Annotated in this window: 1 protein-coding gene and 1 pseudogene; both read left to right on the plus strand. The window is 43.2% G+C overall.

The features are described 5' to 3' along the window. Window positions 1-863, plus strand: a pseudogene (locus BCT81_RS24680) (serine protease); the annotation flags it as partial. A 389-nt stretch (window positions 864-1,252) separates the two neighbouring features. After that, a complete protein-coding gene (locus BCT81_RS24685) occupies window positions 1,253-2,908 on the plus strand; it encodes a trypsin-like serine protease (protein WP_102426174.1) in 1,656 nt (551 codons plus the stop codon). Window positions 2,909-3,065 lie beyond the last annotated feature (157 nt).

A 3,065-nucleotide genomic window follows, 5' to 3' on the forward strand; every position in this document is an offset into this window, starting at 1 on the left:
ATTTTGATGATTGGATTAATGAGCAGAAAGCAGGGTTTAGTTATCGTCAAATAGAAATGCTAGGTGCAAGATTATTGGCGCCTATCTCACATACTTTTGAATTTACCAACAAGTCTGATCAAAATATCGAAGTAAATCATGTTTCTCCTGTTTCTTATTACGACACCGTTATAACTGACAACGGATGTAGCACTTTAACAGCAGGACAAAGCTGTGAAGTAGTGGTGAGTTATAACCTGAACTCAATTGGCGAACATGAGTTTGGCATTAATGTTGATACTGATTCACTATTGGGCACGGTCACATCAAAGGCTTCTGTGATTGGAGCGAGATCTGTAACGAATGCTGTGGACTCTTATGTGAGTGTACCAAACAGTGGTGTTTACAGCACACAAGCTTGGGGTACCGAAGGATCAACAATCGTCTCTCCATCAATAGGTAGCAGCGAATCGACCATGTTGGTTGTAGAGGGGATACCTACCGGTACAGTCTCTTTCGATGTGACGGTATCGTCTGAATTGGATCATGATTACCTTGAGCTCTATATTAACGGTCAAGAGTTCGACAAAGAATCAGGTCAGCTTTCTGGTTCAGTGAACTTGCCGATGGTTAGGGATTCCAACAACAGCCTTATGATTAAATATGTGAAAGATGGCTCTATTTCTTACGGGGATGACAGAGTTACGATTAAAAACTTTGCTTATACCGATGAAATAAAGATATCTAAATCAGAGGGTACGCAGAATGCGAAAAGCTCTGGTAGCAGTGGCGGTTCTCTGGCTTGGCATTGGTTATTTGTGCTTTTAGGCGGTGCGATCGTACGTAAGTCATTTTCACCACTGAAGATGAAAGGTGATCAGTAAACTACACTACTGACGTTAACTTAAGACTGATAGCCAACCTATCACCTTAAGTTAAACGCGAAAGCCCAGAATGATGAAATCAGCTGGGCTTTCTTGATCTGAATTCACGGTTATAGCTACCACCAATTTCCGTCTCAAACTTGGTATCAATCAGTTCCAAATCAAACCAGAATAGCGAGCACTAGAGCAATTATTCGGTGCAGAATATGTTGATTACAAACAAAAGGTTAGGCGTTGGGGCTGATTAATTTTGTGGCGGTGATGAGTTAGCCACCAATAATATCCGTTACGTTTTCAAGGTAAGCCATATTTTGATGTGCTTACCGTTTATATTTATTTTTTATCAAATAACCTGCCCGTCATTATTAAAACAAATGAAAGGTTAGGTAATGAAAGTTATCCAGACAAAATGGCTGCCATTAAGTATTTATGCGGTTGGCCTCTCCTCAATGCCAGTGTTGGCAGATATTTCTCCTCAAATTATCAATGGTAACGAAGCAGCAAAAGGTAGCTGGCCATTTATGGTCGCGCTTGTTTCAAAAAATGTGGATGCCTACGAAGGGCAGTTCTGCGGTGCAAGTTTAATTGGTGAGCGATATGTACTCACAGCAGCGCACTGTATCGAAGCAAGCAGCAACCAAGATTTTGAGGTTGTCATTGGTGTCTCTGATCTTTCTTCGCCCGACGTAGAGCAGCACCGCTATTCTGTTGAGCAAATATATGCTCATGAAAGTTATACTCAAGAGCCTGTGAGTAATGATATTGCCATTATTGAGCTTAGTGATAAGCCCACGGAATCTGCGGTTGATCTAGTCGATGGTTATGTCCGTGATAACTTGAGTACAGGTCAGATGCTAACCGTCATAGGTTGGGGCGACCAGAATTCGTCGCAAGAGCAATACTCATCCACGAGCCAGTTGCACCAAGTGAATGTTCCGTTAGTTAGTCAGCGAGATTGTAACCTTGGTCAAGGAGATGGATATTCAGATATCGGTGCTGATGCTTTTTGTGCTGGTTACAAAGAAGGCGGCCGCGATTCATGCAGCGGGGATAGCGGTGGCCCAATCATGTTGTCCACCAATGGTCACTTCGAACAGCTAGGTCTTGTGAGTTGGGGAGAAGGTTGCGCTCAGCCAGAGGCATACGGTGTCTACACCAACATAAGCCACTTTGCTGACTGGATAGGTAAGAAGACGGCAGGCTTTAGTTACCAAACTAAGGCGATGCTAGGCGCTCGACCTTTGGGGCCGATTGAACACAAGTTTGAATTTACGAACAAATCTGATCAAGAGGTTAACGTAACCAACGTATCTTTGGCTACCGGTACAAACGATCCTATAACCTACAATGGTAGTGCGATTATAAAGAGCAATAGTTGTGCGACGTTATCACCGAATGAAGGCTGTGATGTAGTTGTAAGCTACAACATAGACTCAGTGGGGAACCATGATTTTGGTATCAAGGTGTCAACCGACTCACTAGCGGGTGTAGTGACATCAAAGGCATATGCTATTGGCGCGAATGAGGTTTCTAATACGGTGAATTCACTCGTCACGATACCTAAGAATGCAGTCTACAGCACAGAAGCTTGGGATGTTGAAGGGGATACGATAGCGTCACCGGATATTGGTAATAGCCAGTCCACCGCATTCATTGTCGACGGGATCCCAGCTGGTACCGTATCTTTGGATCTCACCGTCTTTTCTGAAGAAGATCGTGACTACATGGAGATCTACATTAACGGCTTTGAAGTCGGCGCGTTTGCGGGGCAATTATCTGGGACTGTTGAACTGCCAATGGCGAGAGCTAAAGACAATAGCTTCATGATTGTGTACAGCAAAGATGAGGTTGGGTCTGCAGGGCATGACAGAGTGACCATTAAGAACTTTGCTTATAGTAATGAGATTAGAGAGTTAAGTTTGGTGGAAGATCCAACCATCAAAAAGACTGGAGGTTCAATGGGTTGGTATTGGCTGGCGATGCTGTTAGGTGGCGCGATGATGCGTAAGTTACTTTTGTCATTGAAGAGGAAAGGTACTCAGTAAATAGCTGTGACTTAAACCAATATCTATTGTTTAGAATGAAAAAAGCCCAGCTTTGAACTGACCCCCAATAGTTGGACACCAATTATTGGGGGTCTTTTTATGTCCAAATATAGCCGAGAGCTAAAATGTATCATTGCTAAGCAATATTTAGATGGCA

Source organism: Vibrio sp. 10N.261.52.A1 (assembly GCF_002876325.1).
Classification (GTDB): domain Bacteria; phylum Pseudomonadota; class Gammaproteobacteria; order Enterobacterales; family Vibrionaceae; genus Vibrio; species Vibrio chagasii.